The 25,025-nt window shown below is 71.0% G+C and carries 27 protein-coding genes; 4 read left to right on the forward strand and 23 right to left on the reverse strand.

The genetic code is table 11. The annotated features are described in order from the left end of the window. Positions 1–5: 5 nt before the first annotated feature. The 5 genes from ACYVOM_RS08630 to ACYVOM_RS08650 form a co-directional block, all read right to left on the reverse strand. A complete protein-coding gene (locus ACYVOM_RS08630) occupies positions 6–365 on the reverse strand; it encodes an NADH-quinone oxidoreductase subunit A (RefSeq protein WP_460302721.1) in 360 nt (119 codons plus the stop codon). 120 nt (positions 366–485) lie between these two features. After that, complete coding sequence (locus ACYVOM_RS08635; RefSeq protein WP_460302722.1) at positions 486–1,736, reverse strand: geranylgeranyl reductase family protein; 1,251 nt, start codon at positions 1,734–1,736, stop codon at positions 486–488. Positions 1,737–1,838: 102 nt separating this feature from the next. Beyond that, positions 1,839–2,558: a demethylmenaquinone methyltransferase gene (locus ACYVOM_RS08640; RefSeq protein ID WP_460302723.1), complete on the reverse strand. Its 720-nt coding sequence runs from the start codon at positions 2,556–2,558 to the stop codon at positions 1,839–1,841. A 9-nt stretch (positions 2,559–2,567) separates the two neighbouring features. Then, positions 2,568–2,816, reverse strand: coding sequence for a DUF4229 domain-containing protein (locus ACYVOM_RS08645; RefSeq protein ID WP_460302724.1), 249 nt, complete (start codon positions 2,814–2,816; stop codon positions 2,568–2,570). Between the two features lie 84 nt (positions 2,817–2,900). Continuing rightward, entirely contained in the window at positions 2,901–3,836 is a 936-nt protein-coding gene (locus ACYVOM_RS08650; RefSeq protein ID WP_460302725.1) for a threonine ammonia-lyase, read from the reverse strand. A gap of 268 nt (positions 3,837–4,104) precedes the next feature. Here ACYVOM_RS08650 and ACYVOM_RS08655 point away from each other — a divergent pair, with 268 nt between their 5' ends. Next, positions 4,105–4,302: a BldC family transcriptional regulator gene (locus ACYVOM_RS08655; RefSeq protein ID WP_319815418.1), complete on the forward strand. Its 198-nt coding sequence runs from the start codon at positions 4,105–4,107 to the stop codon at positions 4,300–4,302. 11 nt (positions 4,303–4,313) lie between these two features. On the opposite strand, the gene ACYVOM_RS08660 is transcribed toward ACYVOM_RS08655, so the two are convergent. The 8 genes from ACYVOM_RS08660 to hemL form a co-directional block, all read right to left on the reverse strand. Next, the gene (locus ACYVOM_RS08660) at positions 4,314–4,553 is read right to left on the reverse strand and encodes a hypothetical protein (RefSeq protein ID WP_460302726.1); all 240 of its coding nucleotides are present in this window, start codon (positions 4,551–4,553) and stop codon (positions 4,314–4,316) included. A gap of 11 nt (positions 4,554–4,564) precedes the next feature. Next, complete coding sequence (locus tag ACYVOM_RS08665) at positions 4,565–5,257, reverse strand: hypothetical protein (RefSeq protein ID WP_460302727.1); 693 nt, start codon at positions 5,255–5,257, stop codon at positions 4,565–4,567. A gap of 201 nt (positions 5,258–5,458) precedes the next feature. Beyond that, on the reverse strand, positions 5,459–6,418 hold the full coding sequence (gene ccsB, locus ACYVOM_RS08670) for a c-type cytochrome biogenesis protein CcsB (protein ID WP_460302728.1): 960 nt from the start codon (positions 6,416–6,418) through the stop codon (positions 5,459–5,461). A gap of 4 nt (positions 6,419–6,422) precedes the next feature. Beyond that, positions 6,423–7,979, reverse strand: coding sequence for a cytochrome c biogenesis protein ResB (gene resB / locus ACYVOM_RS08675; RefSeq protein ID WP_460302729.1), 1,557 nt, complete (start codon positions 7,977–7,979; stop codon positions 6,423–6,425). Then, positions 7,980–8,732: a cytochrome c biogenesis CcdA family protein gene (locus ACYVOM_RS08680; protein ID WP_460302730.1), complete on the reverse strand. Its 753-nt coding sequence runs from the start codon at positions 8,730–8,732 to the stop codon at positions 7,980–7,982. Next, positions 8,729–9,268 (reverse strand): TlpA family protein disulfide reductase, encoded by a 540-nt coding sequence (locus tag ACYVOM_RS08685; RefSeq protein WP_460302731.1) that lies wholly within the window; start codon positions 9,266–9,268, stop codon positions 8,729–8,731. Before ACYVOM_RS08685 ends, ACYVOM_RS08680 begins: the two co-directional genes overlap by 4 nt. A 49-nt stretch (positions 9,269–9,317) precedes the next feature. Beyond that, positions 9,318–9,950 (reverse strand): histidine phosphatase family protein, encoded by a 633-nt coding sequence (locus tag ACYVOM_RS08690; RefSeq protein ID WP_460302732.1) that lies wholly within the window; start codon positions 9,948–9,950, stop codon positions 9,318–9,320. A gap of 29 nt (positions 9,951–9,979) precedes the next feature. Beyond that, complete coding sequence (gene hemL / locus ACYVOM_RS08695; protein WP_460302733.1) at positions 9,980–11,272, reverse strand: glutamate-1-semialdehyde 2,1-aminomutase; 1,293 nt, start codon at positions 11,270–11,272, stop codon at positions 9,980–9,982. Between the two features lie 304 nt (positions 11,273–11,576). Here hemL and ACYVOM_RS08700 point away from each other — a divergent pair, with 304 nt between their 5' ends. Next, on the forward strand, positions 11,577–13,235 hold the full coding sequence (locus tag ACYVOM_RS08700; protein WP_460302734.1) for a serine/threonine-protein kinase: 1,659 nt from the start codon (positions 11,577–11,579) through the stop codon (positions 13,233–13,235). An 88-nt stretch (positions 13,236–13,323) separates the two neighbouring features. Here ACYVOM_RS08700 and ACYVOM_RS08705 read toward each other — a convergent pair whose 3' ends face one another. The 8 genes from ACYVOM_RS08705 to ACYVOM_RS08740 all read right to left on the reverse strand — a co-directional run bounded on the left by ACYVOM_RS08705 (position 13,324) and on the right by ACYVOM_RS08740 (position 21,242). Further along, entirely contained in the window at positions 13,324–13,938 is a 615-nt protein-coding gene (locus ACYVOM_RS08705; RefSeq protein WP_460302735.1) for a bifunctional DNA primase/polymerase, read from the reverse strand. Positions 13,939–14,083: 145 nt separating this feature from the next. Continuing rightward, entirely contained in the window at positions 14,084–15,052 is a 969-nt protein-coding gene (hemB, locus tag ACYVOM_RS08710) for a porphobilinogen synthase (protein WP_460302736.1), read from the reverse strand. Further along, positions 15,052–16,596: a bifunctional uroporphyrinogen-III C-methyltransferase/uroporphyrinogen-III synthase gene (locus ACYVOM_RS08715; protein ID WP_460302737.1), complete on the reverse strand. Its 1,545-nt coding sequence runs from the start codon at positions 16,594–16,596 to the stop codon at positions 15,052–15,054. The genes hemB and ACYVOM_RS08715 overlap by 1 nt, the downstream gene beginning before the upstream one ends. Continuing rightward, the gene (gene hemC, locus ACYVOM_RS08720; RefSeq protein WP_460302738.1) at positions 16,593–17,516 is read right to left on the reverse strand and encodes a hydroxymethylbilane synthase; all 924 of its coding nucleotides are present in this window, start codon (positions 17,514–17,516) and stop codon (positions 16,593–16,595) included. Before hemC ends, ACYVOM_RS08715 begins: the two co-directional genes overlap by 4 nt. Further along, complete coding sequence (locus tag ACYVOM_RS08725; RefSeq protein WP_460302739.1) at positions 17,513–18,820, reverse strand: glutamyl-tRNA reductase; 1,308 nt, start codon at positions 18,818–18,820, stop codon at positions 17,513–17,515. Before ACYVOM_RS08725 ends, hemC begins: the two co-directional genes overlap by 4 nt. After that, positions 18,817–19,578 (reverse strand): redox-sensing transcriptional repressor Rex, encoded by a 762-nt coding sequence (locus ACYVOM_RS08730; protein WP_460302740.1) that lies wholly within the window; start codon positions 19,576–19,578, stop codon positions 18,817–18,819. The genes ACYVOM_RS08725 and ACYVOM_RS08730 overlap by 4 nt, the downstream gene beginning before the upstream one ends. A 171-nt stretch (positions 19,579–19,749) precedes the next feature. Further along, complete coding sequence (locus ACYVOM_RS08735) at positions 19,750–19,983, reverse strand: glutaredoxin family protein (RefSeq protein ID WP_460302741.1); 234 nt, start codon at positions 19,981–19,983, stop codon at positions 19,750–19,752. Continuing rightward, positions 19,980–21,242 (reverse strand): putative quinol monooxygenase, encoded by a 1,263-nt coding sequence (locus tag ACYVOM_RS08740; RefSeq protein ID WP_460302742.1) that lies wholly within the window; start codon positions 21,240–21,242, stop codon positions 19,980–19,982. The genes ACYVOM_RS08735 and ACYVOM_RS08740 overlap by 4 nt, the downstream gene beginning before the upstream one ends. Before the next feature lie 167 nt (positions 21,243–21,409). Here ACYVOM_RS08740 and ACYVOM_RS08745 point away from each other — a divergent pair, with 167 nt between their 5' ends. Next, positions 21,410–21,973 (forward strand): sigma-70 family RNA polymerase sigma factor, encoded by a 564-nt coding sequence (locus ACYVOM_RS08745; protein WP_460302743.1) that lies wholly within the window; start codon positions 21,410–21,412, stop codon positions 21,971–21,973. A gap of 115 nt (positions 21,974–22,088) precedes the next feature. Continuing rightward, positions 22,089–22,967, forward strand: coding sequence for an HAD family hydrolase (locus tag ACYVOM_RS08750; RefSeq protein WP_460302996.1), 879 nt, complete (start codon positions 22,089–22,091; stop codon positions 22,965–22,967). Positions 22,968–23,034: 67 nt separating this feature from the next. Here ACYVOM_RS08750 and ACYVOM_RS08755 read toward each other — a convergent pair whose 3' ends face one another. Further along, complete coding sequence (locus ACYVOM_RS08755) at positions 23,035–23,952, reverse strand: lysophospholipid acyltransferase family protein (RefSeq protein WP_460302744.1); 918 nt, start codon at positions 23,950–23,952, stop codon at positions 23,035–23,037. Continuing rightward, complete coding sequence (locus ACYVOM_RS08760; protein ID WP_460302745.1) at positions 23,930–25,012, reverse strand: NAD-dependent epimerase/dehydratase family protein; 1,083 nt, start codon at positions 25,010–25,012, stop codon at positions 23,930–23,932. Before ACYVOM_RS08760 ends, ACYVOM_RS08755 begins: the two co-directional genes overlap by 23 nt. Positions 25,013–25,025: the final 13 nt, after the last annotated feature.

Here is a 25,025-nt window from a genome sequence, read left to right on the forward strand (position 1 = left end):
GTGAATCAGTCCCACTCCAGGCCGCCGCGCCGCCACACATAGGCGTACGCGACAAGGACGGTGACGATGAACAACACCATTTCGACGAGTCCGAAGAGCCCGAGGCGGTCGAACGAGGCCGCCCAGGGGTACAGGAAGATGATCTCAATGTCGAAGACGATGAAGAGCATCGCCGTGAGGTAGTACTTCACGGGGAACCGGCCGCCGCCGACCGGCTGCGGTGTCGGCTCGATCCCGCATTCGTAGGATTCGAGCTTGGCTCTGTTCCAGCGCTTGGGGCCGGTGAAAGCCGCCATGATCACCGAGCCGACGGCGAAGGCGGCCGCCAGCGCCCCGAGCACGATGATGGGCAAGTAGAGGTCCACGGGATCACACACCCCCCTCTTGAGAGTTCGTGACACATCTCACCGTTGTGAGCTGCATCATCCTAGTGAGAACGCGCATTGGTCCGTACCAGTGGGGTTTCAGTTGTTCGGAGCGGGGGGTCAGGCCGACGGGGCGATCCGGGTCATCGCGTTGATGATCCGGTCCATCGCGTCTCCCCCGCGCGGGTCGGTGAGGTTGGCCAGGAGCTTCAGCGTGAACCGCATCAGCGTCGGGTGGGGCAGCCCGTGCCGGGTGGCGAACTTCATCACCCGCGGGTCGCCGATGGCATTCACGAACACGCGCCCGATCGTGAAGTACCCCCCGTGCTCCTCCTTGAGGATGCGCGGGTACTCGTACAGCGCCCGTTCCCGCTGTGCGGCGGTCGGTCTGGCCAGCGCCTGCACGATGATGTCGGCGGCCAGGCGGCCGGACTCCATCGCGTAGTCGATGCCCTCGCCGTTGAACGGGTTGATCATGCCTCCGGCGTCGCCCACCAGGAGCAGGCCCCGGGAGTAGTGCGGCTGCCGGTTGAATCCCATCGGCAGCGCCGCGCCGCGGACCGGACCCGTCGCGTGGGCCTCGTCGAACTGCCACTCTTCGGGCATTCCGGCGGTCCAGCGGCGGAGCATCTCGCGGTAGTCGGTGTTCTGGAACGACTTGGAGGTGTTGAGCAGGCCGAGTCCGACGTTCGAGGTGCCGTTGCCGCACCCGAAGACCCATCCGTACCCGGGGAGCAGCTTCTCGCCGTCCCACAGCTCAAGCCACGACTCCATGTAGTCGTCGTCGTGGCGGGGCGTCTCGTAGTAGCGCCGGACGGCCACGCCCATGGGCCGGTCCTCGCGCTTGCGGATGCCGATGGCGAGGGCCATCCGGGCGGAGTTGCCGTCCGCGGCCACGACCATGCGGGCGCGGAACTCGCGCCCGTCCTTGGTGCGCACGCCTGTGACGCGGTCGCTGCGCTCGTCGATGATCGGCTCGGTGACCGTCGTGCCCTGCATCAGGGTGGCGCCCGCCTTGGCCGCGTGCTCGGCGAGCAGCATGTCGAGGTCCATGCGGGGGCGCACCAGGCCGAAGTCGGGGAAGGTCGCCAACTCGGGCCAGGGCAGCTCGATCTTGACACCACCGCCGTAGATGCGCAGGCCCTTGTTGCGGATCCAGCCCGGGGCGTTGATGTCGACGCCCATCGCGATCAGCTGCCGGACCGCGCGCGGGGTGAGCCCGTCGCCGCAGATCTTGTCCCTTGGGAAGGTCGCCTTCTCCAGCAGGAGGACCTTCAGACCCGTCTGCGCGAGGTAGTACGCCGTGGTGGAGCCGGCGGGACCGGCCCCCACGACGATGACGTCCGCGGCTTCGGGGGAGTGCTCGCTCAACTGCCGACCTTCTTCGCTCCGCTCAAGTGCGTTTGTGAACAACTTCACAAACTCTCTTGATGCTCACGCTACACCCGACGTGCTCGCGAGCGGCAGAGGAGGTTACTCGGCTTCGGTAATGATCTCCGGCTTCCAGGCCCGATGGATCGCGGCGACGCCGAAGGTGAGGTCGCGCCACTGGACGCGGTCCCAGCCGGCGTCGCGCAGCACGGCGGCGAGACCGCGCTGGTCGGGCCACTTGAGCGTGGACTCCGCCAGGTAGTGGTAGGAGTCGGCGTTCGAGCTGAAGCGGGCGAGGAACGGCAGGCCCACCTTCAGATGCAGGCGGTGCCCGGTGCGCAGCAGCGGGTTGCGCGGGTGGCTCACCTCGCAGATGACCAGCTTCCCGCCCGGCTTGGTAACCCGCAGGAGCTCCTTGAGGGCGGCGTCCACGTCCGCGACGTTGCGCAGGCCGAAGGAGATCGTCACCGTGTCGAAGGAGCCGTCGGCGAACGGGAGGCGCAGGGCGTCCCCGGCGACGAAGGTCAGCCCCGCCGTCTCGGCCTGCCGGCGGGTGCCGACCTGGAGCATGCCGAGGGAGAAGTCGCAGGCGACGACTTCGGCGCCGTCGGCGGCGAGGACCGCCGAGGAGGTGCCGGTGCCCGCCGCTAGGTCGAGGACCTGCTGGCCCCGGGTCGCGTCGACCGCGCGGGCGACCGCCTTGCGCCAGGCTCGGTCCTGCCCGCCCGTCATCAGGGTGTTGAGCAGGTCGTACCGCTCGGCGGTGTCGTCGAACATCGCGGCGACGTCCGAGGGCTTCTTGTCCAGATCGGCACGGGTCATGGGTGCAGCCTATTCCGCGGAGGCCGCGGCGCCCTCGTCACCCTGGCCGTCCTCGCGGCCCTGCCGCTGCGTCCGCTCGACCATGACGGTGGAGACGGCGTCGCGCTGCTTGGACAGCACCACATAACTGACGATGCCGGAGATCAGCACGGCGAGCGCGAGGTTCAGGAGCCCGTTGACCCCGATGAGCAGAAGGATCGCTGCCGTCGCGGCGAACAGCAGCACCCTGGACGCGGTGTAAGCGATGACGTGGCGCATGGTGCCTCCGAGGGTATCCCCTGCTCAGCGAACCTCTCCCCCGCCCCACCCCTAACGCCGACCCGCCCGCGCGGGCCCCTCCCGTCAGCCGAAGAGCAGGGCCGGGTCGACGTTGCCGCCGGAGAGGACCGCGGCGTAGCGGGTGCCGTCGGGCAGGGCCCCGCGGTGGGCGAGGTAGCCGGCCGCGGCGACGGCGCCGGCGGGTTCGGCGATCAGGTGGGCGCCTGCGGCGAGGCGTCGGACCGCCTCGAAGATCTCCTGCTCGGTGACGGTGATGATGTCGTCCACGTACTTCATGATGTGGCGGAACGGGATGTCGCCGACGCGTTCGGCGCGCAGGGCGTCGGCCATGGTGCGGGCGGTCTTGGCGGGGTCCCAGGAGACCGGGGTGCCGCCGCGCAGCGAGTCGCGGGCGTCGGCGGCCAGCGACGGCTCGACGCCGATGACCTTGGTGCGCCGACCGGCCAGCTTGACCGCGGCGGCGACGCCCGCGACCAGTCCGCCCCCGCCGACCGGGACGAGGACGACGTCGAGGTGCGGGTCGTCGGCGAGCAGTTCGAGGCCGATGGTCGCCTGGCCCGCGATCACCCGGAGGTCCTCGAACGGGGGAATGAGGTCGTAGCCGTGCGCTTCCGCGAGCCTTTCGGCCGTTCCGGCGCGGGCCTCGAGATTCGGTTCCACAAGGACGACTTCCGCGCCGAGCTCAAGGCATGCCTGCACTTTCACCTCGGGCGCGGTATGCGGAATGACGAGAACTGCCGGAATGCCCAGTTCCCGGGCCGCGTAGGCGACGGCCTGCGCGTGATTCCCGCTGGAATGGGCGACCACGCCCGAGGGGACCGCACCGGCGGTCATCGCGGCATATGCGCCGCGGATTTTGAAGGAGCCGACAGGTTGCAGGGATTCCGGCTTGATCGACAATTCGGTCCCGGGGAGGCGGACCAGAGGGGTGCGGACGGCGACCCCGTGGAGCCGCCGGGCAGCAGCTTCGATTTCCGACAAAGTGACCAGATCCGACATGAGCGGAACCCTAGCCGAGCACCCCTGAGGAGCCGCGAACCAACCACCCGAAACCCTCATCTGATGGGGTCTGTGCGGGTCAAGGGCGATGTCAGTGACACCTCCGTTGCTGCTGTGAGACATGCATCGGTTACTTTCCGACATAGTCCCTGGTCAGGGCGTCACAGAAAGTCATCTTTTCCGAAAACAAGGCATGAATCGGTCTTGACCCGTCAGACTTGGAATCCAACCACCCGTCACCAGAGCGGGACAAAAGGGGAGAGAATCCGTGGAAAGCACTAGTGAGCGTCTGTTGACACCTGGTGAGGTCGCCGCACTGTTCCGGGTCGACCCGAAGACGGTCACCCGCTGGGCCGCCGCAGGACGCATCAGCAGCATCCGCACGCCGGGCGGCCACCGCCGGTTCCGCGAGTCCGAGGTGCACGCGCTCCTGCGCGGCGAAGAGCCGCTCGCCGAAGTCCGCTAGAGCGGACGGGCTCAATCCTCCTCGGATGAAGCCTTCCAGGCCTCGAAGCTCGCCCGCAGTGCGGCATCGTCCCTGCGCCAGCGATCTTTGATCCGGACGAGTTCCTCTTCGCTGACCGCTTCGGCCATCAGTGATGAGTATTCCTCGTCTTCGGGGCCTATTTCACGATAGGCCTGAACGATCTCCTCGTTCTCGGTGAGTTCGCTGTACGGCACCCGCAATCTCCCATTGGCGAGTCTGATCACGTACATCCTCGTACTCCTCAGATTCCATACCGGCGGTTGAAGAACAGCATCACGTCGAGCGCCAGGCGGATGTTTCCGCCGAGCATGTCGACGAGGGCGGGACGCTGGTGCGAGGCGATCGCCGCGAACGCGTCGGCGAAGAACTCCCGGCGCCCCAGCACACCCTCCTGGCGGTGGAACCCGCTGCGCAGGAAGGGCGAGCAGGCACGAAAGAGCGTCTGGAACTCGGGGGAGTCCGACGCCCAGCCGGCACCGGGGTCGTCCACGTCGTCGAGGGCGTGGCCGACCTCGTGCATCATCACGTCGGGGGTGGGCGACGGACGGTCGCCCACGACGATCTTGCGGTTGCCGTAGGCGCCCGCGCAGATGTCCCAGGTGGCGGCGCCCGATGGCAGTGCCCGGCCTTTGAGCTCCCCCATGTGGTCGAGGTCGGGCACCCCGCCGGGGCCCACGTAGATGGCGTCGAGGCCCCTGGCGAGCTTCTCCTTCAGCGCCGGGGGCAGCCCCGCGAGGCTCTCCACCGCGCGCACGATCGCGTCCGGGGGCGGGCCCGCGGCGGCGTCCCACTGCCGGACCAGGATCTGCTCCAGCGGGCCGCAGTGGATCCGTCCGTCGCCGCCCCAGCGGTGGTCCGGCGGATGCGGCGGGACCGCGACGATGGCGTCGGACGCGTCGTACAGCTCGTAGGCCGCGGCGTCCCTCAGACCCACCGAGGCGTCGTCGCGGCCCGCCCGACGGAAACGGCCCCGGCCGTCCCTCGGCTGCACCTCACGGGCGCGCACCGCGTCGGGACGGGCCGGGGCCGCGGGGATCGCCTCAGCGGTCCTCCGATGTCTTCCCCACCGCATGGGCAAACTCCCGCGTAGCCGGACAACGCCGACCATTCAAGCGCGGAAGCGCTCATGATCACATCACATGCCGGAGTACGAGTGCAGTCCGCTCATGAAGACGTTCACGCCGACCAGGTTGAACAGCAGCGCCGCGTAGCCGATCACGGACACGACGGCGGCCTTGCTGCCCTTCCAGCCCGCGGTCGCCCGCGCGTGCAGGTAGCCGGCGTAGATCGCGAAGACGATGAAGGACCACGTCTCCTTGGGGTCCCAGCCCCAGTAGCGGCCCCACGCCGAGTCCGCCCAGATCGCGCCCGCGATGATGGCGAACGTCCAGACCGGGAACACGAACATGATCGACTTGTAGGCGAGGCCGTCGAGGACGTCGGCGCCGGGCAGGCGGTCGAGCAGGCTCGGCTTGACCGCGTCCGCCTTCTCCCCGGCCTTGCGCACCTCGTGGCGCGCCGCGAAGAGGTAGAGCAGCGTCGCGACGAAGCCGACGGTGAAGCCGCCCGAGGCGATGATGGCCGCGGTGACGTGGATGGCGATCCAGTACGACTCCAGCGCCGGGACGACCGCGCCGGCCTCCTGGTACAGCCAGATCGTCGCCGCGCCGAGCCCCAGCACGACCGCCACCATGACGAACGCGCCGAGGAACCGCGCCTTGGTCTTGTACAGCAGCACCAGGTAGGCGGTGACCGCGGCGAGGCAGATCGCGACGACGAACTCGTACATGTTCGCCCACGGCCAGCGCTCCACCGCGATGCCGCGGGTCAGCATCGCGCCCGCGTGCAGCAGCCACCCGAAGCAGGTGATGAGGACGGCGAACCGGCCCCAGTCGGCCTTCCTCCTGCCCTCGCTCTCCTCGGGCTTCTCGGGCTCTTCCACTGCCGGTGCCCCGGCGCCCACCAGCGCGCGGCGCTCGGCCCGGGTCGGCGACGAGATGAGGTCGGCCGCGTAGCCGAGCATCGCGACGATGTACAAGAGCACCGCGCCGAGCACGAGGTTGTTGCTCAGGCCGGCCAGATCGGCGTCGACCACCGTGTCACTCCTTGATCGGGCCGGTCACGACCGGCTCGCTGTCATCCGAGCGCGCGTCGCGCTCGCCGTCATCCGGCCGCAGTCCGCGCACGATCTCGTCGAACTCCGCCGTGGCCGCGCCCAGGGTGAGGCCGCCGACCTCGACCAAGGTACGCCCGTTCTCTCCGGCGCTCGCACGGACCCACACCCTGCGGCGGCGGATCATGAACGAGCCGATCAGGCCGAGGACGGCCAGCGCCCCGGCGAACAGTGCGGGCACGCGGCCCGGGTCATAGGTGACCGTGATGGCTCCGTACTCCTTGAACCCGGTGAACTCCAGGGTTCCCGCTCCATCGGGCAGGTCGAGCTTGTCGCCCACCTTGAGGACCTTCGCGTCCTCGGGCAGCTTGATCATCTCCAGTTTGCTGGAGTCGATCTCGTAGACGGACTGGGGCTCGCCGCCGTCCATGTTCAGGTCGCCCTTGAAGGCCGCCTTGATCGCGACGGTCGGGTTGAGCGGCCCGGGGAAGGTCGACACGATCGACGAGCCGTCCGAGGACGCCCCCGCGGTCGGCCAGAACATCAGCTGGAACGCGAGCTGCGGCTTCGCGTCGGGGGTCTTCACGACGCCCTCGGAGGTGAGGTTGCCGGTCTCACGCGGCAGGAACTGGGCCGCGTCGTTGAACGCGACGTTCCCCTCGGAGTCGGTGATCTTGAAAGTCGGAGCGTAGCCGTGGCCGAGGAGGTAGACCTTGGCTCCGTCGACCTCCAGGGGGTGGTTCACCCGGATGTCGTACTTCTGCTGCTCCGCGCCGGGCTCGTCCCGGTACGTCACACTCGCGTGGAAGCCGCTCGGCTGGCCCGTCTGCGGGCCCGAGTCGATGAAGGTCGCCTCGAAGTCGTCCATCGTGAGCTGGAAGGGCGCGAGGTCCTCGGGGTCCACGAGATGGCCGGGCTTGTACTCGTCGTAGAAGGCGACGGAGTTGCTGAAGCCCTTGCCTTCGGTGAGCAGCAGGTTCCCCCGGTAGCCGAACAGGGCGCCGAGGCCGACCGCGAGCAGCAGGGCGAGCATCGACAGGTGGAACAGCAGGTTCCCCGCCTCGCCCAGGTACCCCTTCTCCGACGCGACGGACAGGCCGTCGGTCTCGGTCCGGAAGCGCCGCCCGCGCAGAGCCGCGCGGGCCGCCTCGACGACCTCCTCGGGCGAGGCGTCGGAGGTGAACTCCGCGTGCTGCGGAAGCTTCCCGAAGCGCTTGGGGGCCTTCGGGGGCCGGGCGCGCACATGCTGGAAGAGCTGCCAGGTGCGCGGCACCACGCAGCCCGCGAGCGAGGTGAACAGCAGCAGGTAGATCGCGGCGAACCACGGCGCGGCGAACACGTCGAACAGCGAGAGGCGGTCGAGCCACGCGGCGAGGTCCGGATGGTCGGTGAAGTACTGCTGCACCTTCTCCGGCGACATGCCGCGCTGCGGGAACACCGACCCGGGCACGGACGCCAGCGCCACGAGGAACAGCAGCACCAGCGCCGTCCGCATCGACGTCAACTGGCGCCAGCCCCAGCGCAGCCAGCCCAAGACACCCATCTAGATCACCGTCCCGAAGCCGCCGATCCAGACCCGCAGCTCATTGTTGAGTTCCGTCCACAGCCCCGTCAGCAGCAGCACGCCGATCAACACCAGCATCCCGCCGCCGAGCCGCATCACCAGGAGGTAGTGCCGCTTCACCCATCCGAAGACGCCCAGCGCGCGGCGGTAGGCCAGCGCCGTCACCAGGAAGGGCAGGCCGAGGCCGACGCAGTAGAAGAACGACAGGACGCCGCCGCGGACCGGGGTGGCCTCGGTGACCGCCAGTGCCTGGATCGCACCGAGCGTCGGGCCGATGCAGGGGGTCCAGCCGAGGCCGAACAGCGCGCCCAGCAGCGGCGCTCCCGCGATGCCCGCGCTCGGCAGCCGGGTGGACTTCACGGTGCGCTGGAGGTTCGTGAACAGGCCCATGAACAGCAGGCCCATGAAGATCGTGGCGAGGCCGAGGAGCCGGGTGATCGTGTCCTCGTAGGCGTTCAGCCAGCGGCCGAGGCCGCCGAAGATGAAGCCGTAGGCCATGAACACGAAGGTGAAGCCGAGGACGAACAGGCCGACGCCGGCCACCAGCCGTCCCTTGCGCTGCTCGGCGAGGTCCTCGCCGGTCAGGCCCGTCACGTACGACAGGTAGCCGGGGACGAGCGGGAGCACGCACGGGCTGAGGAAGGACACCATCCCGGCGAGCGCGGCGAGCGGCAGCGCCAGCACCAGCGTCCCGCTGGTGATGGTCTGCTCGATGCCCGCTGCGGCGATCACTGCTCGGCGACGATCTTCGCGAGCGCCGGTTCCAGCTTGGTGGTCGTCACCAGCCCGGGGAACTGCACGGCGACGCGGCCCTCGCGGTCCAGGATCAGGGTGGTCGGCAGCGCGCTCGGGTTGACCGTGGAGAAGGCCTGGGTGATCTTGCCCTCGGGGTCGAAGAAGCTCGGGTAGGTCGTCTTGAACGTCCGGGTGAACGCCTTGGCGCCGTCCCGGGTGTCCTCGATGTCCACGCCGACGAACTCGACGCCGTCGTCCTTGTTCTCCTGGTAGACGTACTCCAGCGTCTCGGCCTCGCCCCGGCAGGGGCCGCACCACGACGCCCAGAAGTTCACGACGGTGACCTTGCCCTTGTAGGCGGCCAGGTCGAGCGCCTTGCCGTCGAGGTCCTCGCCCGCCACCGCCGACGGCGCCTTGCGCTCACCGACGGGCAGGGGCTCGCCCGGTCCGGCCCCCGCGCCGCCGGACCCGCAGGCCGCGGCGAACAGCAGCGCGACGGCGGCACCTGTGGCGGCGGCGGCACGGGGGATCATGCTCACTCCTGAAGTACTACGGACTGTAGTACCCGACTGTACCGGCGCCTCAGGCGCCCGGAACGGTGGGGCCCTTGATCAGATGGGCGGCGGGCTCGAAGTACTCGACCCGGGCGAGCGTGTCGCCTTCGAAGACGAGGCTGGTGACACTGGCCAGGCCGCACTCGCGGCGGCGCGGATCGTGCCACAGCCGCAGGCCTTCGGCCCGGCGGCGCGCGGTGTAGATGGGCAACTGGTGGCTCACGCAGACGGCTTCCCGGCCGCGGACGTGGCGCCGGACGTCCTCGGTGAACGCGGTCATGCGCCGCGCCACGGTCTCGAACGACTCGCCCCACGAAGGGCTGAAGGGGTTGCGGAAGTGCGGCCACACCCGGGGGTCGACGAGTCGCCCCATCGTGAAGACCTGGCCTTCGAAGACGTTCTCGGCCTCGATCAGCCGCTCGTCGATCGTGGGGGTGAGCCCGGTGGCCGCCGCCAGCGGGGCGACCGTCTCCTGGGCCCGCTCAAGGGGGGAGGTGAAGAGGGCGACGATGTCGCGCCGGCTCAGGTGAGCCGCCGCGGCCTTGGCCATGAGGTGCCCGTCTTCACTGAGGTGGAAGTCGGGCAGCCGGCCGTAGAGCACCTTGTGAGGGTTGTACACCTCACCGTGGCGCAGCAGATGGACGATCGTGGTCTCAGTCATGGCGGCCCCAGGGTACTCGCGGGAAAGGGTCAGCCGGCCTGTGCCGCGGCACGGGCCGCGTGCGGCAGCGCCTCGGCGATCCGGTCGAGGGCCGCGTCGTCGTGCGCGGCGCTCAGGAACCACGCCTCGTAGGACGACGGGGGCAGGTAGACGCCGCGGTTCAGCGCCTCGTGGAAGAACGCCGCGTAGGCCGCGGAGTTCTGCTTGCGGGCGGCCTCGAAGTCCAGGACGCGCTCGTCGGTGAAGAAGACCGAGAAGAGGTTGCCCGCGGTCTGCAGCCGGTGCGGGACGCCCTCGCGGCTGAGCGCGTCGGACGCCCACTCGCCGACGAGCGCGGCGGCCCGGTCGACCTTGGCGTAGACCTCGTCGGTGGCGTTGCGCAGCGTCGCCAGGCCCGCGGCGGTCGCCAGCGGGTTCCCCGACAGGGTGCCGGCCTGGTAGACCGGCCCGGCGGGCGCCAGGTGGTCCATGACGTCGGCGCGGCCGCCGAACGCCGCGGCGGGCAGGCCGCCGCCCATGACCTTGCCGAAGGTGAACAGGTCGGCCTTGACGCCCTCGCGCCCGTACCAGCCGGACCTGGTGACGCGGAAGCCGGTGAGCACCTCGTCGAGGATCAGGAGGGCGCCGTGCTTGGCGCACAGGCGGCGCAGCAGCTCGTTGAAGCCGTCGATCGGGGGCACGACGCCCATGTTCGACGGGCACGCCTCGGTGATCACGCAGGCGATCTCGTGGCCGGAGTCGGCGAAGGCCTTCTCGACGGCCAGCGCGTCGTTGTACGGCAGCACGATCGTGTCGGCGGTGGAGGCGCCCGTGACGCCCGGGGTGTCGGGCAGGCCGAGGGTGACCAGGCCGGAGCCCGCCGAGGCCAGCAGGGCGTCTACGTGGCCGTGGTAGCACCCGGCGAACTTGATCACCTTGGACCGCTCGGTGAAGCCCCGCGCGAGCCGGATCGCCGACATCGTCGCCTCGGTGCCGGAGTTGACCAGCCTGACCTTCTCCACCGCGGTGCGCGCGACGATCTCCTCGGCGAGGTCGACCTCGCCCTGCGTCGGCGCGCCGTAGGACGTCCCGCCCGCGGCCGCGGCCGTGACCGCCTCGACGACCGCCGGGTGGGCGTGGCCGAGGATCATCGGTCCCCACGAGCAGATCATGTCGACGTAGGTGTTGCCGTCGGCGTCGGTCAGATAGGCGCCCTTGGCCGAGGCCATGAATCGGGGTGTGCCGCCGACGGCCCGAAACGCCCGGACCGGGGAGTTCACGCCACCCGGCACGACGGTCTGGGCCCGGTCGAACAGGGCTTGGGAACGGTCGGTGGAAGTCACGGACTCAGTCTGCCAGCACCCTCCGGGTGGCCGGTCCCGGGTCCGTGCGCATGGCCCGGCGGCGGGCTCCCGGGAGGCTTCTCGGGGGGCTTCTCGGGGGGACCGGCTGCGCCGGGGAGCCCGCCGCCGGGCCGGATCGAAGATCACGGAAGGTCACCGCAGGGTGGGCACGCCGTGGCCTTTCGGCCGCACATATGCGCCGACCTCGACACAATCCGGTAACTCGCTTGACCACCCACCGCAACTGCCGGTATCCACCCATGAGGGCATCGGAAATGCACGTGCGTTAAGGGGCTGGACTGAAGTGACTGACGGCTGGGCGGTACCGGGGTTCTCTCTCGTCCGCGAGCTGGGAGCCGACGCGTCCGGGCGGCAGGTGCTCGCCACCGACGAGCTGACAGGGACCCAGGTCGCCATCCGCTACCTGCCTCCGGCGCTGCCTCGGGACGAGGCCTTCGCGCACCGGATGGAGATCCTGTCTCAGCTGGAGGACGACAACCTCGTCCAGGTGTACCAGCTGGTCACCGGAGGCGACGAGGCCGCGGTCGTCTCGGAGTTCTTCGACGGGGTGACGCTGCGCCGCATGCTCACCGACCCGCTCGACCCCGAGTCCGCGGTGGTCGTCCTCAGCGACGTCCTCCTCGGCCTCGCCGCCGCGCACGCCAAGGGCGTCCACCACGGCGACGTCACGCCCGACCGGATCCTCATCGCGCCCGACGGCCGCGCGAAGCTGAGCGACCTCGGGATCGCGGTCGTGCAGGGCCGGGGCGCGCCCGCGGGCAACCCCGCCTACCAGGCCCCCGAGCGCTGGCACGGCTCGCCGCAGAGCGAGCGGGCCGACATCTACGCGGCCACCGCGGTGTTCGTGGAGTGCCTCACCGGCCGGCGGCTGTTCCCCGCGACGTCCACGAGCGGCCTCGGCAAGGCGCACAACAACATGGCGGTCCCGGTCACCGACGTGCCCGGCCCGCTGCGCCCGCTGGTCCTGCACGGCCTCGCCAAGTCGCCCGACGACCGTCCCGGCTCCGCCGCCGACTTCCTCGCCGAGCTCGACGACGCCGTCAGCCCCGTCTTCGGCGCCGACTGGGAGAAGCGCGGCAGGGCCCGGGTCCGGGAGCTGGCCAAGCGCGCGGCCGACGCGCCGCCCCCTCCCCCCCAGCAGCGCTCGTTCCTCGCCCCCAAGAAGGACGCCAACGGCCTCCCCCAGGGCGGCGGCCGCAAGGGCCCGCTGATCCTGGCGTGCGGCGGCGTGGCGGCCGTTCTCATCCTGGGCGGCGTCGCCTACGCGGCGAGCAGCGGCGGGGACGACCCCGAAGTCACCGTCCAGCCTTCGGTCCCGGCGGCCACCACCCCGCTGGCGACCGAGACCCCGCTGCCCGCCCCGCCCGAGCAGGCCATCGACGGCCCCGGCCTGGCCGGCAAGATCACCAACGCGGTCGACGGCAAGGACAGCTTCGCCCTCGGCTTCCAGCGCGTCGCGGGCAAGGAGACGACCAGGGCGACGGGCTGGGCCAAGGACGGCGCGCTCAAGGTCAGCCTCACCGGGCAGAAGCCGTTCACCAAGCGCTCGGCGATCGTCATCGACGGCAGCGCCTACGTGCAGAACGGCACGGCCTGGCAGAAGTTCGCGCTCGGCAAGGCCAAGACCTACGGCGTGCTCGCCGCGCAGGCCCGCTGGGGCGGCTCCGTGGCGAGCCTGACCGACCTCCTGGACGCCACCGAGGACCTCAGCCGCAAGGGCGGCACCCACTGGCTCGGCACCATCCACGACGCCTCGGGCCTTGAGGACATCGCGCCGGGCTACAAGAGGGCGAAGGTCGCCTACGACCTCACCGTCGGCACCAGCTGGCTGCCCCGCCAGCTCAAGGCCACCATCACCGCCGAGGGCAAGCCCAAGATCACCGTGGTCGTGGCCTACGGCAAGTGGGGCGGCAAGGTCTCGATCAAGGCCCCGAAGAAGTAAGCGGACATAGGACAAGGGCGCGGCCTTCCGGCCGCGCCCTTCGTCGTCTCAGAGCCTTCCAGAGCCCTTGGACGGCTCCCGACCCCCGCTAGTCGGCCAGGAACTCCAGGATGCGCAGCGGGTCGGGCAGGGGCGCGCCGTCGGGGGGACGGACCCAGAAGACCTCGCGGCCCGAAGGGAGCACCGACGGGGGCGCGACCACGTAGCTGTCGCGGCAGTGCCAGCGCATGCCGGGGTTGTCGACGATGGTCTCGGGGGTCGAGTCGAGATGGCAGGACCACCACTCGGCCTCGTCCTCGGGATTGCCGCGGGTCGCGACGAAGAACAGCAGCCGCTCCTCGCCGACCCCGGCCACCGGGCCGGTCGGCACCCCGGCGGCGACCATCGCCTCGATGGCGGCGCGACCCGGCTCGGCGGGGACGTCGAACACGTCGAAGACGCGGCCGGTCGGCAGGATCAGGTTCGCCCCGGGCTCCCGCGACCACCAGCGGTTCAGGATCTCCGGATCGGTCGTGGCCTGGAGGCCCCAGGCCGCCGACACCGGATGGGCCCCGGGGTCCGGACAGCCGATCCGGTCGCACGAACAGGCCCGGTCGGCGCCGGCCGAAGCGCCGGCCACCACGTCCCAGCCCCGCCGCGCGTAATCCCGTGCCGCGTCGGCCAACCGGTTCTTCGTGCGTGAATAGCGCGTCACCGCCAACATCTACCGCCCCCCGAGGAGAGAACCGCCCTTTCCCCGATCATGGCGAAAGTCCCCGGAGGCCTGTGCGCCGACCCCCGGATACGGCTCCAAATGACTAGAAGGAGATCACCCGACCGGAACCGGGCTGTATTACTGGGCCCGAGCCCTACCGGAGGCCGCGCGCGACCTCGGTGGCCCAGTACGTCAGGGTCAGGTCGGCCCCGGCACGCTTGATGGAGACGAGCGACTCCAGGATCGCCCGGTCGCGGTCGATCCAGCCGTTGGCCGCGGCCGCCTCGATCATCGCGTACTCGCCGCTCACCTGGTAGGCCGCGACGGGCACCTCGACGGAGTCCCGCACCTGCCGGATGACGTCGAGGTAGAGCCCGGCGGGCTTCACCATGACGATGTCGGCGCCTTCGGCGAGGTCAAGGGCGACCTCGCGCAGCGACTCGCGGGCGTTGGCCGGGTCCTGCTGGTAGGCGGCGCGGTCGCCGAACTGGGGCGCGCACTCGGCGGCGTCCCGGAACGGGCCGTAGAAGGCCGAGGCGTACTTGGCGGAGTAGCCCATGATCGGGATGTTGTGGAAGCCCGCGCCGTCGAGCGCGTCGCGGATCGCGGCGACCTGGCCGTCCATCATGCCGCTGGGCGCGACGACCTGGGCGCCCGCCTGGGCCTGGGCGACCGCGATCGAGGCGTACCGCTCCAGGGTCGGGTCGTTGTCGACCTCGCCCGAGGGGGTCAGCAGCCCGCAGTGCCCGTGCGAGGTGTACTCGTCCAGGCAGAGGTCGGTCATGATCACCAGCGAGTCGCCGAGGTCGGCGGCGAGGTCGCGCAGCGCGACCTGCATGATCCCGTTCGGGTCGTCGGCGGCCGAGCCGCGCGGGTCCTTGTGCTCGGGGATGCCGAACAGGATGACACCGCCCACGCCCGCCTCGGCGGCCTCGTGAGCCGCCTTGCGGAGGCTCTCGCGCGTGTGCTGGTACACGCCGGGCATCGACACGATCTCGACCGGATCGGCGATGCCCTCCTTCACGAACATCGGCAGGATGAGGTCGGCCGGGTCGAGCCGGGTCTCGGCCACCAGCCGGCGCAGCGCCGGGGTCCTGCGCAGCCTGCGGGGGCGTTCGATCATCACGTGAACCTCTTCTTCCGGGCCCCGCGCCGCATCTGGCTCGGCTTGCGGAGCGGCTCGCCGGCCTCGACCTGCGCGGCCCGGCGCTTGGCGCCGTACTCCGCGAGGGCCTCGGCGAGGGCCGATACCGATGGTTTCTCGGCCATGACGTCGACGCGCAGGCCGTACTCCTCGGCGGTCTTGGCCGTCTGCGGGCCGATCACCGCGATGACCGTCACATTGTGGGGCTTGCCCGCGATGCCGATCAGGTTCTTCACCGTCGAGGACGAGGTGAACAGGACGGCGTCGAAGCCGCCGCCCTTGATGGCCTCGCGGATCGGCTGGGGCGGCGGGGCCGCCCGGACCGTCCGGTAGGCGGTGACGTCGTCGCACTCCCAGCCGAGGTCGGTCAGGCCGGAGATGAGGCGGTCCGTCGCGATGTCGGCGCGCGGCAGCAGCACCCGGTTGATCGGGTCGAGGTCCTCGTCGTAGGGCGGCCAGACCTCCAGCAGCCCGTCGCTGGACTGCTCGCCGGACGGCGTGAGGTCCGGCACCACGCCGAACTCCACGAGCGCCGCGGCGGTCTGCTCGCCGACGGCGGCGACCTTCAGGCCCGCGTAGGCGCGCGCGTCGAGGCCGTACTCGACGAACTTCTCGCGCACCGCCTTCACCGCGTTCACGGAGGTGAAGACGACCCACTCGTAGCGACCCGTCACCAGGCCCTTGATCGCCCGGTCCATCTGCTGCGGGGTGCGCGGCGGCTCGACCGAGATCGTCGGGACCTCGTCCGGCACGGCCCCGTAGGAGCGCAGCTGCTCCGACAGGTCGGCGGCCTGCTCCTTGGTGCGCGGCACCAGGACCCGCCAGCCGAACAGCGCCTTGGTCTCGAACCACGACAGCTTCTCGCGCCAGCGCACGACGTCGCCGACGATGATCATCGCCGGGGAGTCCATGCCCTTGGTCTCGGCGTACAGCCGGTTCAGGGTGGTGACGACCGTCTCCTGCTCGGTCGTGCTGCCCAGCGAGGTGTAGGCGACCGGCGTGGAGTCCGCGCGGCCCGCCGAGATGATGCCCTTGGCGACCTCGCTGATCATCCCGTCGGCGCCCAGCACGACGAGGGTCGCATCGCCCGCGGCGACCGCGTCCCAGTCGACGCCGCCCCCCGCGGCGTCGATCACGCGCACCTCGCGGGTCCGGTCGTCGCGCAGCGGGATGCCCGCGTACTGCGGCACCGCGGTGACCGCCGAGACGCCCGGCACGATCTCGAACTCGACGCCCTCGGCGGCGCAGACCTCGGCCTCCCGGGCGGTCCGCCCGCCGAGCCCCGAGTCCCCCGAGACGAGGCGGGCGACGCTGCCCGTCCGGGCCGCGGCCAGGACGAGCTTCGCGGCGTCGCGGTCGTCGGCGTCGACGATCTCGGCGCCCGGCGCGCACAGCGCCAGCACGTCCTTGGGGCAGGACGACAGGTTCACCACAACAGTGTCGGCCTTCCCCAGTACCTCGGCCGCGCGCAGGGTGAGCAGGCCCGGATCTCCGGGACCCGAGCCCACGAATGTGACGGTCATGGCACCTCCATCAGCTTGTCGGCCCCCTCGGCGAAGAGCCGCGCGGCGAGTTCCCGCCCCAGCTCCTCGGCCCGTTCGGGGTGGCCGCTCGCGGTGAGCCTGACCTGGCGGGTGCCGTCGACCGAGACGACCGCCGCGGTCAGGATCAGGTTCTGCTCGTCCTCCAGGTGCGCGTACGCGCCCACCGGCGCGGAGCATCCCGCCTCCAGCACCGCGAGAACGGTGCGTTCGGCGGTGACGGCCGCGCGGCTCGCCGGGTCGTCCAGCACCCGGAGGATCTCCAACATCCGGGCGTCGTCCGCCCGGCACTCCAGCGCCAGGGCCCCCTGACCCGGCGCCGGCAGCATCTGGTCAGGCTCGAAGACCTCGCCGATCTCGGCGGTGCGCTTGATCCGCACCAGCCCGGCGTGCGCCAGCACGATCGCGTCGAGCTCCCCGCCGCTCACCTTGCCGAGGCGGGTGTCGGCGTTGCCGCGGATCGCGACGACCTCGAGGTCGGGGCGCAGCGCCCGCAGCTGGGCGACCCGGCGCGGCGAGCCCGTGCCGACCTTCGCGCCCTGCGGGAGTTCACTCAGCTTACCCGGACCGCACAGCGCGTCACGGGGGTCGTTGCGGGCCGGGATCGCGACCAGGGCGATGCCTTCGGCGGGCGCGGTCGGCAGGTCCTTCAGCGAGTGCACGGCGAAGTCCACCTCACCGGCGAGGATCTTCTCCCGCAGCCCGTTGACGAACACGCCGGTGCCGCCCATCTGGGCCAGCAGTGCCTTGGAGACGTCACCCTCGGTCGTTACCCCGACCAGCTCGACGGCATGCCCCGTCGCCTCGGTCAGCGCGTCGGCCACCAGGCCGGACTGGGTGGTCGCCATGAGGCTCTTGCGGGTGCCCAGGCGCAGGGCCGGCCGGGCCACGGACTCGGTCACGACGTACTCCGTTCCTGACGCGGCATGTCCGCGCGGGTCACGGCCTCGGGAGCCGTGGGGTCGAGGTCGAAGAGCTCGCGCAGGGCGTCGGCGTAGGAGTCGCCGCCGGGCGACGCCGCCAGCTCCTTCACCCTGACGGTCGGGGCGTGCATGAGCTTGTCCGCCACCCTCCGCACCGTCATCGCGAGCTCGTGTTCGGTCTTGGGGTCGAGGTCGGGGAGCTTGGCGCGCAGTCTGGTGAGCTCCAGCTCCACCACCTCGGCGGCCTTGGCGCGCAGCGCGACGACCGTCGGGGCGACGGCCGCGGCCCGCTCGGCCGAGAGGAAGGCGGAGACCTCGTCGGCGACGATCCGGCGGACCGCCTCGACGGCCTCCGGGCCGATCGCCTTCGCGGCCTCCTCGGCGGTGCGCAGGTCGTCGAGCCCGGCGAGGCCGACGCCTTCGAGGTCGCGGACCGCGGGGTCCACGTCGTGCGGCAGCGCGAGGTCGAGGATGAACCGGCGGCCGGGCTCCAGTTGCGCGGGCGTGATGATCCGCCCGGCCCCGGTGCAGGAGATGATCAGATCGGCCTTGTTCAGCTCGGCGTCGAGCTGCTCCAGCGGCAGCGGCCGGGCGGGCACGCCCTCGGCAGCCGCGGACTCGGCGAGCCGCACGGCCCGTGAGTACGTGCGGTTGGCGACGGCGATCTCGCCGACCCCGCTGCGGGCCAGCGTGGCGACCGCGAGGCCGCTCATCGCGCCCGCGCCGATCACCAGCGCGCGGCGGCCCTCGATCTGGCCGAGGTGCGCCGCGGCGACCTGGAGCCCCACGCTGACGAGAGAGGCCCCTGCCTTGTCGATGCCGGTGTCGGAGTGGGCGCGCTTGCCGACGCGCAGCGCGCGCTGGACGACCTCGTGCAGCGCCCGGCCGATGGTGCCCTCTTCTTGGCCGAGCCGGAAGGCAGACCGGATCTGCCCGAGGATCTGCCCCTCGCCGACGACCATGGACTCCAGGCCGCAGGCGACGGCGAAGGCGTGCTGGACGGCCCGGTCCTCGTAGTGCACGTACAGGTGCCGGGTGAGCTCCTCCAGGGCGATGCCCGAACGCCGGGCGAGCGCCTCGGAGATGACCTGGACGCCGCCGTGGAACTTGTCCACCGCCGCGTACACCTCGACCCGGTTGCAGGTCGAGACGATCATCGTCTCGCGGACCGCGTCGTGGATCTCGTGCAGCAGCTTCACCAGGTCGTCGCCGGTGATGGAGGCGCGCTCCAGAAGCGTGACGGGGGCGGATCGGTGGCTGAGGCCGACGACGAGCAGGCTCATGCTTGTACCTCTACGTACTCTTCATGCGGTCCGCCGGCCTTGCGCTGCTCGTGGAACGCCAGGATCTGGAGTTCGATCGACAGGTCGACCTTGCGGACGTCCACGCCCTCGGGGACGGCGAGGACCACGGGGGCGAAGTTGAGCACGCTGGTGACTCCGGCAGCGACCACCCTGTCGCACACCGGCTGCGCCGCCGCCGCCGGGGTGGCGATGACGGCGATGGACACGCCGTGGTCCTTGATGATCGTCTCCAGCTGGTCTATGTGCTCCACGGTGAGCCCGGAGATGCGCTGGCCGACGGTGTTCGCGTCGGCGTCGAGCAGCCCGGCGACCCGGAACCCCCTGGACGCGAATCCGCCGTAACCGGCGAGCGCGCGGCCCAGGTTACCCACTCCGATGATGGCCACGACCCAGTCCTGGGTGAGGCCCAGCTCGCGGGAGATCTGGTACACGAGGTACTCAACCTCGTATCCGACGCCGCGCGTGCCGTACGAGCCGAGGTGTGACAGGTCTTTACGGAGCTTGGCGGAGTTCACGCCCGCCGCCGAGGCGAGTTCCTCGGAAGAGACGGTCATCACCCCGCGGTCCTGGAGTCCGTGCAGCGCCCTGAGGTAGACCGGCAGCCTTGCGACCGTCGCTTCGGGGATGCCCTTGACGCCGACCTTGGCGTCGCGGGATGGAAGGTCTCTTGCGGGGGTGTGTCTGCTCGCCGCGGTATCACCGTCGGCGGTCTCGGTCTGCGCTTCCCGGGGGCTCATCGCGGGTGGGTCGGCCTCTCCTAGAGCGCGCCTCTCCCACCCCGGGAGAGGCGTATTTCCACCAGGTTAACCCGGTCGTGAACGAATGCACAAAGTCTTGCTGTCCGGTTCCGGGCGGATTTCCCTGGTGAGAAGAGGCGAACGGCCCGGACTGTGTGACGGACGGAACATTCACCCAGAGGCTAGCGCGCGCCTCAAACGATCTTCATCGACCCGCCAGAAATCGATCTGGCGCCCGTTCACCAAGGTCACGGGGATGTGGTCGTGGTACTCGCGGAGCAGCGCCTCGTCCTGGGTGATGTCCTTCTCCTCCCAGGCCGCGCCGCAGTCGGCCGCCACCCGCTCGATCACCGCGCGGGCGTCGTCGCACAGATGGCAGCCGGGCCGGGAGAGCAGGGTGATCATCGCAGGACCGGCAGGCTGCCGCCGGTCAGCTTCAGGTCGATGACGTTGGTGGCGAGCACGTGGGTGCGGCTCTCGCCGTGGAAGCGGTGCACGTACGGGCGGCCCTGGTGCTCGTTGTAGGAGGCCCGGTCGCGGAAGAGCTGGTAGGAGATGCGCTGCGTCGGCGCGCCCTCGACCTCGTGGCAGGTGAAGATCAGGATGCCGTCCTCGGCGCGCACGGCCTCGCCGATCAGCGCGTTGATCTGCCGGTCGAACGCCTGCTCGCGGCCGTCCAGCAGGGTGTAGACGACGATCTGGCCGTACGGGCCCATGGGGGGCTGCGTGGGCTGCGGGGGCGGCGTGGCGAACCAGTCGTCCGGCGCGACGGGGCCGGTGGACTGCATCGGCGGCATCGCCTGGGTGGGTGGCCCCGCGGGGGGCTGCGGCGGCATCGGACGCTGGCCGGTGTGGTGCCTTCCCCCCTGCTGCGGCAGCGGCGGCTGGGGCGCCTCGGGCCTGCGCATGCCCTGCGTGTTGCGCGGCGGCTGCTGGTGCGGGCGGTGCGGCGGGTCGAAGGCCATCTCTTCCTCGGCTTCCTGTTCGGCTTCGGTGTCTGGCCCGTCCTCGTCGGACTCGGCCGTCATCGTCTTGGAGGCGGCGAAGAAGATGAGTCCTGCGGCGGCGGCCAGTCCGACGATCTTAAGCAGACCGGGCAGCCAGCCGACGGCGATCACGTTGATCATTCCGGCGCCGGTGGCGAGCGCCGCGGGCAGCATCAGCGGGTAGGCGCTCTTGTCCCGCTTCTGGGTGCGCACCACCGTGGTGGCGACGCCCGCGATGAGCGCGAGCACCGTCAGCGCGGTCGCGCCGGTGAGCAGCGACCCGGGCAGCACGCCGTAGGCGTCGCCGGGGTTCGGCAGGCCGCTGTCGGGGACCTTGGTCGAGAGCGGGTCGAGCACCAGGACGACGAGGGCGACGAGCCCGTAGGAGATGCCCACGAGGCGGGCCGCGAACCTGACCTGGACCGGCTTGGCGGTCAGTTCGAGCAGCCCGACCGCGGCGCACAGCGGGGCGAGCAGCCCCCCGGTCGCGGCCCACAGCCGGAACGCCGCGGCGTTGAAGCCGGCGAAGGAGCCCAGCGCCATACCGGCCAGGCCCAGGGCCATGACGACCAGGGCACCGGACCACACGGCGAGATGAGCCCGCCGCTCTTTCAGGGTGCTCTGCACGAGCAACCCGGCGCCCACAAGGGCTGCCAGGGTCGCCACCAGAGCCAGCATTCCTTCGACCATCGCGGACCCATGGTGCCCGATGAACCGCGATGAGGCGTACCGCGCGGGCAATTTCTCACCGTTTTTCCATGTAACGCAGGATTGCCGGGAACTGCCGGGCTGCCTAGGGTGGGCCTTCGTGCCGCAGGTCACAGCCACCCCCTAGGAGACCTCCCATGCACGCCCCCGCGGAGACGCCGAGCGCCGAAGTGCTCGTCGAACGCGCGCGGAAAGGCTGCCGGGAGGCCTTCGGCGCCCTCTACGGGCAGTACTCCGATCTCGTCTACCGCTACGTGCACGCGCGCGTCGGAACCCACTTCCTGGCCGAGGACCTCACCAGCGAGACCTTCGCCCGCGCGCTGCGCCGCATCGGCGACTTCACCTGGCAGGGCCGCGACTTCGGCGCCTGGCTCGTCACGATCGCCCGCAACCTCGTCGCCGACCACTACAAGTCGGCGCGGTGCCGGTGGGAGCTGATCACCGACGAGCCCCCCGAGACGCCCCTGGACGGCCCTGAGAGCGCGGTGGTGGACTCCCTCGCCAATCAGGCGCTCTTCCTCGCCGTAAGGCGCCTCGGGGAAGACCAGCGGCTCTGCGTGGCACTCCGCTTCCTGCACGGCATGTCCGTCGCCGAGACCGCCGAGGCGATGGGCAAGAACACCGGCGCGGTCAAGGCGCTCCAGCACCGCGCCGTGCGGACCCTCGCCCGGAACCTCCCCCACGACCCGCGTTCCTGGTGAAGCGCTGGGGAAGTTCTTGTGACGACGGTCCCGATTCGGCGGCGCGGACTCGGAAACCGCGGCGGCCGTGGTTAGGCTCTGCGAAAGGCGACGGGGAGCGGAGATGGTCATCGGCATGCGGCGGTTCTGGCACAGGCACCAAGACGACCCGGTCGGCGCGGGCAAGGCTGCGGTCGAGGCCGTCCAGAGCCTGCCGCTCGCCGAAGATCCCACGGCGGCCGCCTTCTTCGACGTCGACAACACCATGATGCGCGGCGCGTCGATCTACCACTTCGCGCGCGGCCTCGCCAAGCGCCGGCTGTTCACCACCAAGGACCTTCTGCTGTTCGCGTGGGGCCAGGCCCTGTTCCGGGCCCGCGGCACCGAGAACGCCGACCACATCGGCACGGCCCGCGAGACCGCGCTCGGCTTCGTCGCGGGCAAGTCCGTCGAGGAACTCGTCACCCTCTGCGAGGAGATCTACGACGACGTCATGGAGGACCGGATCTGGCAGGGCACCCGCAGCCTCGCCATGAACCACCTCGACGCCGGGCAGCAGGTCTGGCTGGTCACCGCGACGCCCGTGGAGATCGCCCGGGTCATCGCCCGCAGGCTCGGCCTCACCGGCGCGCTCGGCACCGTCGCCGAGACCGTCGACGGCGTCTACACCGGCCGCCTCGTGGGCAACCTCCTGCACGGGCCCGCCAAGGCCGAGGCCGTGCGCGCGCTGGCCGAGCGCGAAGGCCTCGACCTGTCACGCTGCGCGGCCTACAGCGACTCAGCCAACGACCTGCCCATGCTGACCACCGTCGGCCACCCGCACGCGGTCAACCCCGACGGGGAGCTGCGCGACCGCGCCAAGGCCGACGACTGGCCCGTCCACGACTTCCGCACCGGCCGCAAGGTCGCCCTGGTGACCCTGCCCGCCGCCGCGGGCGCGGGCGCGCTCGCCGGAGGCGTCGCCGCCGGGATCGCGCTGCGCCGCCACTACCGGGCCCCCGTGGGACGCGTCTGAACACCGCGCAGTCTGCACACCGCGCAGTCTGGACACCGCGCGGGTCTGAAGCCCCGAGGGTCCGCGGCTAGAACGCCGGGCCGCGGCGCAGCAGCAGGTCGTAGACCATCTGCTGGACGGTCTCGCGCACCCGGTCGGTCAGCTCGTAGACCGCCATCGGGTCGTCGGCGGCGTCGGGGCCGTAGTCGTCCACCGGGATCGGCTCGCCGATCTGGATCATCCACTTGGACGGCAGCGGCACGACGCCGAGCGGGCCGAGCCACGGGAACGTCGGCGTCACCGGGAAGTAGGGCAGCCCGAAGAGCCGGGCGATCGGCTTGAGGTCGCCGATCTTGGGATAGATCTCCTCGGCGCCCACGATGGCCGTCGGGATGAGCGGGACGCCTGCGCGCAGGGCCGTCGCGGCGAAGCCTCCCCGGCCGAACCTCTGCAGCCGGTAGCGCTCGCTGAAGGGCTTGCCGACGCCCTTGAAGCCCTCGGGGAAGACCCCGACGAGCTCGCCCTTGGCGAGCAGCCTCAGCGCGTCGGGCGGGGTGGCCAGGGTGTGGCCCGACTTGCGGGACAGGTGCCCGAGGAACGGCACCTGGTAGACGAGGTCGGCGCCGAGCAGCCGCAGATGCCTGTCGAGGGAGTCGCGCAGCCCGACCTGGAGCATGATCGCGTCCAGCGGCAGGACGCCCGAGTGGTTGGCGGCCAGCAGCGCGCCGCCGGTGTCGGGCACGTTGTCGAGGCCGTGCAGCTCGACCCGGAACCAGTGCCGGTAGAACACGCGCGCGAGCGGGACCAGGACGGAGTCGGTGAAGTCCGGGTCGTAGCCGAACTCGTCGATCTCGTACTCGCCCGCGATCCTGCGGCGCAGGAAGGCCAGCCCGGACGCCACGGTCCGCTCCAGCGAGCCCCGATCCTCCTCCGGCTCCCGGTGGCCGTGCAGCGGGATCACCCGCGCCATCGGCTCCGCGGGCTCACCGTTCTCCGCGTGTCTCACCGCGGGCACCTCCGCTCTCCGGCTCGTGCGGCAGACCCGCCGTGAGCATGTCGAAGAGGCCCAGCGGCCGCTCGTTGCCGAGCCCGTGGGCCTGTGCGAACTCCGCGAAGGCGGCGGCGGTGTCGTACTTGGGCCGCCACCCCAGCTCCGCTTCGAGCCTGGTGGTGTCGACCACCCGGCCGTAGGTCAGCCAACGCTGCAGCTCGCTGGAGAAGCCCGGCAGCGTGCCCGCCCGGCGGCCGGCGTCGCCGACCATCGCGTAGGCGGGCGCGGGCAGCGGGACCGCGGCGCGCCCCGCCCTGCGCAGGCACTGCGACAGCAGCAGCACGCCGTCGCCCGCGACGTTGAAGACGCCCGGATGGTCCTCGGCGGTCATCCGCCGCAGGACCTCCACGCCGTCGTCCTCGTGCAGGAACTGCAGGCGCGGGTCGTAGCCCAGCACCGTCGGGACCGCGGGCATGCGCAGCACCCGGGTCAGCGGCGAGTCGACGCCGGCGCCCAGGAAGTTGACGAACCGCAGCACCGACACGACGAGATCGGACCTGCGCCGCTGGAGCCCCCGCACATAGCCCTCGACCTCGGCGGCGTCCTTGGCGTAGCCGGACACCGGGGCCTCGACCGGCTCGGTGTCCTCGGTGAAGACCGCGGGATCGCGTGGCGAGGACCCGTAGACCGAAGCGGAGGAGCGCACGACGAGCTTGCGCATGTGCGGCGAGCGCTGGCAGGCCGCGAGCAGCTGCATCGCGCCGATGATGTTGATCTCCTTGGCGGCGGCGCGCTGCCCCGACGGAGAGGTCACCAGACTGAGGTGCACGACGGTGTCCACCTCGGCGCTGTCGATCACCTTGGCGATGCTCGGCGTGCGGATGTCGACCCGGACGAACTCGGTGCGGCCCAGCTGATGGGCCGGCGGCACGGTGTCGACGCCGATGACCCGCTCGATCGACGGGTCGGCCTGCAGGGTGTTAGCGACCCGCGCGCCCAAGAACCTGGACACGCCAGTGACGAGGACGACGCGGGCCGCTGAAGAGGCACGCAGAGAAGACACTGTGCGGCCCACCCCTCACGGCTGG

The sequence above is a fragment of the Actinocorallia aurea genome, assembly GCF_054783995.1.

Coding starts and splice junctions, on each gene's coding strand:
- ACYVOM_RS08650 (WP_460302725.1), bottom strand. CDS start 3,836: ATGTCGGATCTGGTCACTTTGTCGGAAATCGAAGCTGCTGCCCGGCGG.
- ACYVOM_RS08660 (WP_460302726.1), bottom strand. CDS start 4,553: ATGTACGTGATCAGACTCGCCAATGGGAGATTGCGGGTGCCGTACAGC.
- hemB (WP_460302736.1), bottom strand. CDS start 15,052: ATGATCGAACGCCCCCGCAGGCTGCGCAGGACCCCGGCGCTGCGCCGG.
- ACYVOM_RS08725 (WP_460302739.1), bottom strand. CDS start 18,820: ATGAGCCTGCTCGTCGTCGGCCTCAGCCACCGATCCGCCCCCGTCACG.
- ACYVOM_RS08690 (WP_460302732.1), bottom strand. CDS start 9,950: ATGACTGAGACCACGATCGTCCATCTGCTGCGCCACGGTGAGGTGTAC.
- ACYVOM_RS08740 (WP_460302742.1), bottom strand. CDS start 21,242: ATGCTGGCTCTGGTGGCGACCCTGGCAGCCCTTGTGGGCGCCGGGTTG.
- ACYVOM_RS08745 (WP_460302743.1), top strand. CDS start 21,410: ATGCACGCCCCCGCGGAGACGCCGAGCGCCGAAGTGCTCGTCGAACGC.
- ACYVOM_RS08705 (WP_460302735.1), bottom strand. CDS start 13,938: ATGTTGGCGGTGACGCGCTATTCACGCACGAAGAACCGGTTGGCCGAC.
- ACYVOM_RS08715 (WP_460302737.1), bottom strand. CDS start 16,596: ATGACCGTCACATTCGTGGGCTCGGGTCCCGGAGATCCGGGCCTGCTC.
- ACYVOM_RS08750 (WP_460302996.1), top strand. CDS start 22,089: ATGCGGCGGTTCTGGCACAGGCACCAAGACGACCCGGTCGGCGCGGGC.
- ACYVOM_RS08645 (WP_460302724.1), bottom strand. CDS start 2,816: ATGCGCCACGTCATCGCTTACACCGCGTCCAGGGTGCTGCTGTTCGCC.
- ACYVOM_RS08730 (WP_460302740.1), bottom strand. CDS start 19,578: ATGAGCCCCCGGGAAGCGCAGACCGAGACCGCCGACGGTGATACCGCG.
- ACYVOM_RS08735 (WP_460302741.1), bottom strand. CDS start 19,983: ATGATCACCCTGCTCTCCCGGCCCGGCTGCCATCTGTGCGACGACGCC.
- resB (WP_460302729.1), bottom strand. CDS start 7,979: ATGGGTGTCTTGGGCTGGCTGCGCTGGGGCTGGCGCCAGTTGACGTCG.
- ACYVOM_RS08640 (WP_460302723.1), bottom strand. CDS start 2,558: ATGACCCGTGCCGATCTGGACAAGAAGCCCTCGGACGTCGCCGCGATG.
- ACYVOM_RS08685 (WP_460302731.1), bottom strand. CDS start 9,268: ATGATCCCCCGTGCCGCCGCCGCCACAGGTGCCGCCGTCGCGCTGCTG.